6 protein-coding genes are annotated in these 5,792 nt (G+C 49.2%); 5 read left to right on the forward strand and 1 reads right to left on the reverse strand.

The genetic code is table 11. The features are described from left to right. Window positions 1-85 precede the first annotated feature (85 nt). From AB4Z17_RS31420 to AB4Z17_RS31430, 3 genes are all read left to right on the forward strand, one after another. Window positions 86-883, forward strand: a complete 798-nt coding sequence (locus AB4Z17_RS31420) for an ABC transporter ATP-binding protein (RefSeq protein WP_441964215.1) — start codon at window positions 86-88, stop codon at window positions 881-883. 82 nt (window positions 884-965) lie between these two features. After that, a complete protein-coding gene (locus tag AB4Z17_RS31425) occupies window positions 966-1,763 on the forward strand; it encodes an ABC transporter permease (RefSeq protein ID WP_441964216.1) in 798 nt (265 codons plus the stop codon). Window positions 1,764-1,801: 38 nt separating this feature from the next. Further along, window positions 1,802-2,770: an aromatic acid exporter family protein gene (locus tag AB4Z17_RS31430; RefSeq protein WP_076265791.1), complete on the forward strand. Its 969-nt coding sequence runs from the start codon at window positions 1,802-1,804 to the stop codon at window positions 2,768-2,770. A 163-nt stretch (window positions 2,771-2,933) separates the two neighbouring features. On the opposite strand, the gene AB4Z17_RS31435 is transcribed toward AB4Z17_RS31430, so the two are convergent. Then, window positions 2,934-3,128 carry a hypothetical protein gene (locus AB4Z17_RS31435; protein ID WP_441964211.1) on the reverse strand — a complete coding sequence of 65 codons (195 nt, stop codon included), beginning with the start codon at window positions 3,126-3,128 and terminating at the stop codon, window positions 2,934-2,936. Between the two features lie 244 nt (window positions 3,129-3,372). Between AB4Z17_RS31435 and AB4Z17_RS31440 the strand changes: the two genes are divergently transcribed. Both AB4Z17_RS31440 and AB4Z17_RS31445 read left to right on the forward strand, forming a co-directional pair. Beyond that, the gene (locus AB4Z17_RS31440; protein ID WP_441907506.1) at window positions 3,373-3,936 is read left to right on the forward strand and encodes an outer spore coat protein CotE; all 564 of its coding nucleotides are present in this window, start codon (window positions 3,373-3,375) and stop codon (window positions 3,934-3,936) included. 139 nt (window positions 3,937-4,075) lie between these two features. Continuing rightward, window positions 4,076-5,494 (forward strand): putative amidoligase domain-containing protein, encoded by a 1,419-nt coding sequence (locus AB4Z17_RS31445; protein WP_441964213.1) that lies wholly within the window; start codon window positions 4,076-4,078, stop codon window positions 5,492-5,494. Window positions 5,495-5,792: the final 298 nt, after the last annotated feature.

Genomic DNA, 5,792 nt, shown 5'->3' on the forward strand with positions numbered 1-5,792 from the left:
GGATATACCTGTGCTTGAGCTGCAGCAATTATCGCATGTATATGTGAATGAAAAGGGAGCCTCCCTCGCGGTTGAGCAAATTGAATTGACGGATATACCTGTGCTTGAGCTGCAGCAATTATCGCATGTATATGTGAATGAAAAGGGAGCCTCCCTCGCGGTTGAGCAAATTGAATTGACGGTTAACCGCGGGGAGTTTATCAGCTTGGTGGGTCCGAGCGGCTGCGGCAAGACGACGGTGCTTAGTCTGTTAGCCGGCTTGTTTCCACCGACTAAGGGGCAAGTACTGCTAAATGGTGAGCGGGTTGTGGGACCTTCGCCCAAGGTAGGCTACATGCTGCAGCAAGATTATTTGTTTCCGTGGCGTTCAATCAAAGAAAATGCCGCAATTGGACTTGAAATAAGCGGACGTAAATCAGAGAAGGCGCTTCAAGCGGTAGATGAGCTGCTCGTTGAGCTTGGACTTCCGGAATCAGGACGCAAATACCCTCATGAGCTGTCAGGCGGAATGCGGCAGCGAGTCGCACTTGCAAGAACATTAGCTACGGAGCCGGAAGTGCTTCTGCTCGATGAGCCTTTCTCTGCACTTGATCTGCATATCAAGCTCCAACTCGAGGACTTGGTTCATCAGACTTTGAAGAGACTTGGCAAAACAGCGGTTCTCGTCACACATGATCTGGCAGAAGCTGCTGCAATGAGTGACCGTGTTATCGTGCTAGGCAGAAATCCCGGACATATTCGATGTGAAGTGGAAMTACCGGAAGACATCCGTCAAGCAACCCCGATGGCGGCTCGCAAGCTCCCAGGCTTTCAACAATTGTTTGATCGCTTATGGGAGGAGCTTGATGAGGACGACATGGAAGGGGGTGGAAATGGTGGATGAACGAAGCAGTCAGGATGCAACGAAAAGCGACATAACAGATAAAGCTGCTGTATCGGGTATTCAAGAGGATCGCTTGACTTGGATGGGCGAGCTGCACACTCGGTTCAAAGAACACAAGCGGCGAATTACAGCAGCGGTCATCACAACACAGTTTGTGCTGTTGCTCCTGTTTATCGGTTTATGGGAAGCAGCTGGTCGCAAAAATTGGATAGATCCCTTGCTGTTCAGCTATCCCTCCAAGATGTTTCTACAGCTTTGGAAGACGATGGTGGACGGCTCCATATGGCCCCATGTGGGCATGACCGTGACAGAAACCGTCGTAGGTTTCTTGCTTGGTACGATTTTAGGCACTGTGATTGCCGCTTTGCTATGGTGGTTCCCATTTCTATCTCGTGTATTCGATCCTTATTTGGTCGTCCTCAATAGTATGCCAAAAGTGGCGCTTGGACCTATTTTTATCGTCGGACTTGGACCAGGCTTTATGTCGATCGTTGCCATTACGCTATCGATAACTGTCATTATAACGATTTTGAACATTTATAATCGATTTCGTGAGATTGACACCGGTTATATTAAGGTCGTAAGGCTGTTTGGTGCTTCTAGACTGCAATTATTTAAGCTAGTCATTTTGCCGGGTTCCTTTCCTGTCATTATTTCAACGTTGAAAGTTAATGTCGGGCTAGCGTGGATCGGCGTCATCGTTGGTGAGTTTCTCGTCGCCAAGCTAGGTTTAGGTTATTTAATCATATATGGCTTCCAAGTATTCAATTTCACATTAGTGCTTTCAAGCTTGATTGTGATTGCTGTTGTCGCTACGATTATGTATCAGTTAGTTGCGATGCTGGAGAGAAAGTTGACTGAGGGTTGGCGCGAGCGGTAGGATGTAGAAATAAATTCTACTTAACGTGAGGTTATTTCATGGGCATTCGTATTATCAAAACGGCGTTGGCCGCCATTGCAGCCATTTATACCGCAGTCTATCTTGGATTGGAGCCGCCGCTTGGCGCCGGGATTCTTGCCATACTTGGCGTTGAAGTGACGAGGATGAAGGGGATTAAGAGCGCATTTGTGCGATTTATCGCTTCTGTGCTCGGACTTTTTTTTGCTTCGCTTATCTTTACTGTATTTGGTTTTCACATTTGGGCAGTTGCTATATTCATTCTCATTACTTTTCCAATATTGTCGCGCTTCCAATTGAAGGATGGCATCGTTACAAGCTCGGTTATCGTATTCCATCTTTTCAATCGGGCAGAGGTGACAACCGATATTATTGGAAACGAAATTATGCTCTTATTTGCAGGTTTGGGATGGGCAACTATCGTGAACATCATTTATATGCCTAAGGATGAGCATCAACTTAGCTTCTTTCGTTCTTCAATTGAGCAAAACTTTGCCGTCATTTTTCAAGAAATGTCGTTGACGCTGCGAGATCCATCGCATATATGGAATGGCGGCGAAATTTTGGAAGCCTATAACGCGATTGAGGAAGGCGCCCAGCGCTCCGTTCGGAATCGCGAAAATCGGCTTTGGGGCCAAGAGCAATATTGGTCCACTTATTTTGAAATGAGACGTCAGCAGCTCGAATCCATCCAGCAAATGATGGTTAAGCTTGCTTTCGTATATGAAAAGTTTCCTCAAGCGATTATGATCGCAGATTTGTTTGATCAGCTGTCTAGCGATGTGAAATCAGATGTTTATAAAGGCAGCGTTGGAGAGCGGCTGCTAGAGCTGTCTCGATTATTTCAAGCGATGGAGCTGCCAAAAACAAGAGATGAGTTCGAGGTTCGCGCTTCGCTGCTCATGCTTTTAAGGGAACTTGAACGGTATTTAGGCATCGCGAAGCGATTGAAAAAAAGAAAAGTCATGACGTCCGAACTTCGACCATAGAATGTAAAGGGAAAAATTCGTTGCGAGGCAAGCGTAAATAGCTGTGGAGACATTCGTAGACATAGCTATTGTACCGCCTAGAAATTCAAATGCGATTATGGCGTAATAATATAACTGCATGAATTTCTGGCGTATGCGGCTGTGGCGGCATTCGTAGACATAGCTATCGTATCACGTTGAAATACGAGTGGCTTATAGGTTTTAAGCTATAGCCGCTTGAATTTCTAGCGTAAACGGCTGTGGCGACATTGGCAAACCTAACTATCGTTTTGCGCACATATGCAAGCATGATTGTAGAGATAAAAGCTATAATCGCATGCATATCAATCGCAAGCAGTTCTGCAAGCCATTTCGGCACAGCATACGTTTAGCTGAGAAATATAAGCATCGTTATAAGTGTGGCGCTTATGTATTCTTATATTTCGAGCGTAACGGCTATTTCCGGCGTCAGGCGGCTCTAGCATCCGTTCCGCAGTGATCTATATGGATCGCTATAAGTATAAAACTTATATAATCTTATATTTCGAGAAAATAAACAGTCACCCTAGACGAATGTCCTGCATACACTTTAAATGAATGATTGTATGGAGGAGGTTAAATCAATGGCTATTGCAGATAAACAGCTACAATACAGAGAAATAATTACGAAAGCTGTCTGCGGCAAAGGTCGTAAGTTTTCCACTGTAACCCATACCGTGACGCCGCCTCATAATCCAACCAGTATTCTGGGAGCATGGATCATCAACCATCAGTATGAAGCGGTTCGTTCGGGCGACGGCATTGAGGTAATTGGTACTTACGATATCAACATTTGGTATTCGTACAGCAAAAACTCGCAAACAGACGTAGCTAAGGAATCCGTGCATTACGTCGAGCATGTCAATCTATCCTATGTAGACCCGAAACATCGGCCTTCTACGGTGGAAGTGTCAGCCGAGGTAGTTCAGGAGCCAAACTGTATCGAAGCGAATATTTCTTCGAACGGTTCAGGCGTCGTGATTCGTGTAGAGCGTGAGTTTTCGGTAGAGCTAGTCGCCGAGACTAAGGTTTGCGTAGCGGTTCTTCCAGGCGGTTGCGACGACCTGGACGGCAAGGATTTGGAATTCAGCCTCGGCGATAATGATTATGAGGATTTGGATCCAGATCTGCTGGACGATGAGTTGTAAGCAAGCCGGGAAGCTTTGCTGTCAAGGTATCATATGCTGCGCGAGCGGCAAATTCGAGGGCGAAAGCCCTCTTTTTTTTTGAAATTATAAAAAAAGCGAAAATTGATGTATACATTCCTTGTTTAAAGGCGGGAAAGCCATGGCTTCGACGTGGATATGGCGAGGCAGCTACGATCGGCTTGAGAAAATTACATACGATGCCAACGAGCAGCATACCTCAGGCGAGCGCAATGGGCAGCCGCTGCATGCCGAGCACTGGTCAGCAGTGAGAGCAGGGGATGCTGTGCTCGCATGGTCAGACGCCCGCACAATCGATAGCAGCCGTTTTACAGGGATGTGGATTCTTAATGTCAACGGTCACATTGCCACAAATCTGCTTGATTCGGAGAAACAGCGCATTTGGCGCCGAGCTGGCTTGTGCGGCGGTCCTGCGATTCAGAGTGAACGATTGTACCGCATCAGCGTCGTCCATTTGGAGCCCGTCGAAATGATGCGAATTGACGCATCGGGGAAGGTGATGCAGTTCAAGTCTTTGCTGCCAATCAGCGGCGGTTGGCCTGATGATCCAGCGCTGCGAAGAGTGGCGCGTACCGCTGTAGCGGCACTCTATGCACTTGGCCTCGATATTGGAGAGGCCGAGGTATGGCTTGGCGGGGACGGGCGCACAGCCGTCCGCGATGCTTGGCCGAAGCTGAGGGACATGAGGCTGGAGGCTGCTTCGCTAAGGCGATTCGCCGCGTGGCATGCCGCGGCGAGAGCGGAGACTGTGGATCGGCAGCTGCTTATTGGCGCCGATCCGGAGTTTGTGCTTGTGACGCCAGCGGGGAAGATCGCGTCGGCGTCACGGTTTTTTGGAGCTGGCGTCGGCGGGGCAGCCGGTGCCGACGCCTTGCTCGTTGGGCGACGGCTGCTGTATCCCRTCGCCGAGCTGCGGCCCGAGCCGGCCGATAGCCCGGCCGCGCTTGCCGCGAATGTGCGGCGGCTGCTGCTGCGCGCCGCCGATCGCATCAGCGACCCGGCGCTGCGCTGGGCCGCTGGAGCGATGCCCGTGCCGGGGCTTGCGCTCGGCGGGCACATTCATCTTAGCGGAGCGCCGCTGACGAGTCGCTTGCTCCGCCTGCTGGACAGCTACGCGGCATTCCCGCTCGCGCTTGTTGAGGACCCCGCAGGGCGGGCCCGCCGTCCAAGGTATGGCACTCTTGGAGACTTCCGTCTGCAGCCGCATGGCGGGTTCGAATACCGCACGCTGCCGAGCTGGCTTGTATCGCCTGCGGCAGCCAAAGCTTCTTTCGCGCTCGCGCTTATATGCGCCCGGGAAGAACAAAATCTATCCTACATGCCGTCCCTACAGGAGCGTTATGTAGCAGCATATTATTCTGGCGACCGCACAGAACTAGCGGACTGCTTGGATAGCCTCGTTTCAGCACTCTCGGCCACTGCAAGCTACTCTGAAATGGCTCCATACATCGAGCCGTTGTTTGATGCTGCAAGAAAAGGAAATACCTGGGATGAAAGCACAGATATCCGCGTCAAATGGAGACTGCCATTAAGAAGATAGGCGTTGTGAAATGGCATCTGTAAGTCGCTATTGTTTGAGTTTTTGCTTCTGAGTGTGATAGTTAACTCGATACACGCAGCACTTGTCTTTTATTATGTGTTATTTACTGATGCTGCAAGAAGAGGTGCGAAAGGGGAGTTGAGCTCCATATTGAACAGAGTATGGAGCGAATGTGTCGGCTTGCGATAACATTGTTATATTCCTAACGGACATACGATCCGCTATTTTGGAGAATCGGGCACATTTTTTAATCTTGCGGACATACATTCCGCTATTTGCTCAAAAGGGAGCTAAAAAC

The sequence above is a fragment of the Paenibacillus sp. TAF43_2 genome (genome assembly GCF_052113545.1).
In the GTDB taxonomy this organism is placed as follows: Bacteria; Bacillota; Bacilli; order Paenibacillales; family Paenibacillaceae; genus Pristimantibacillus.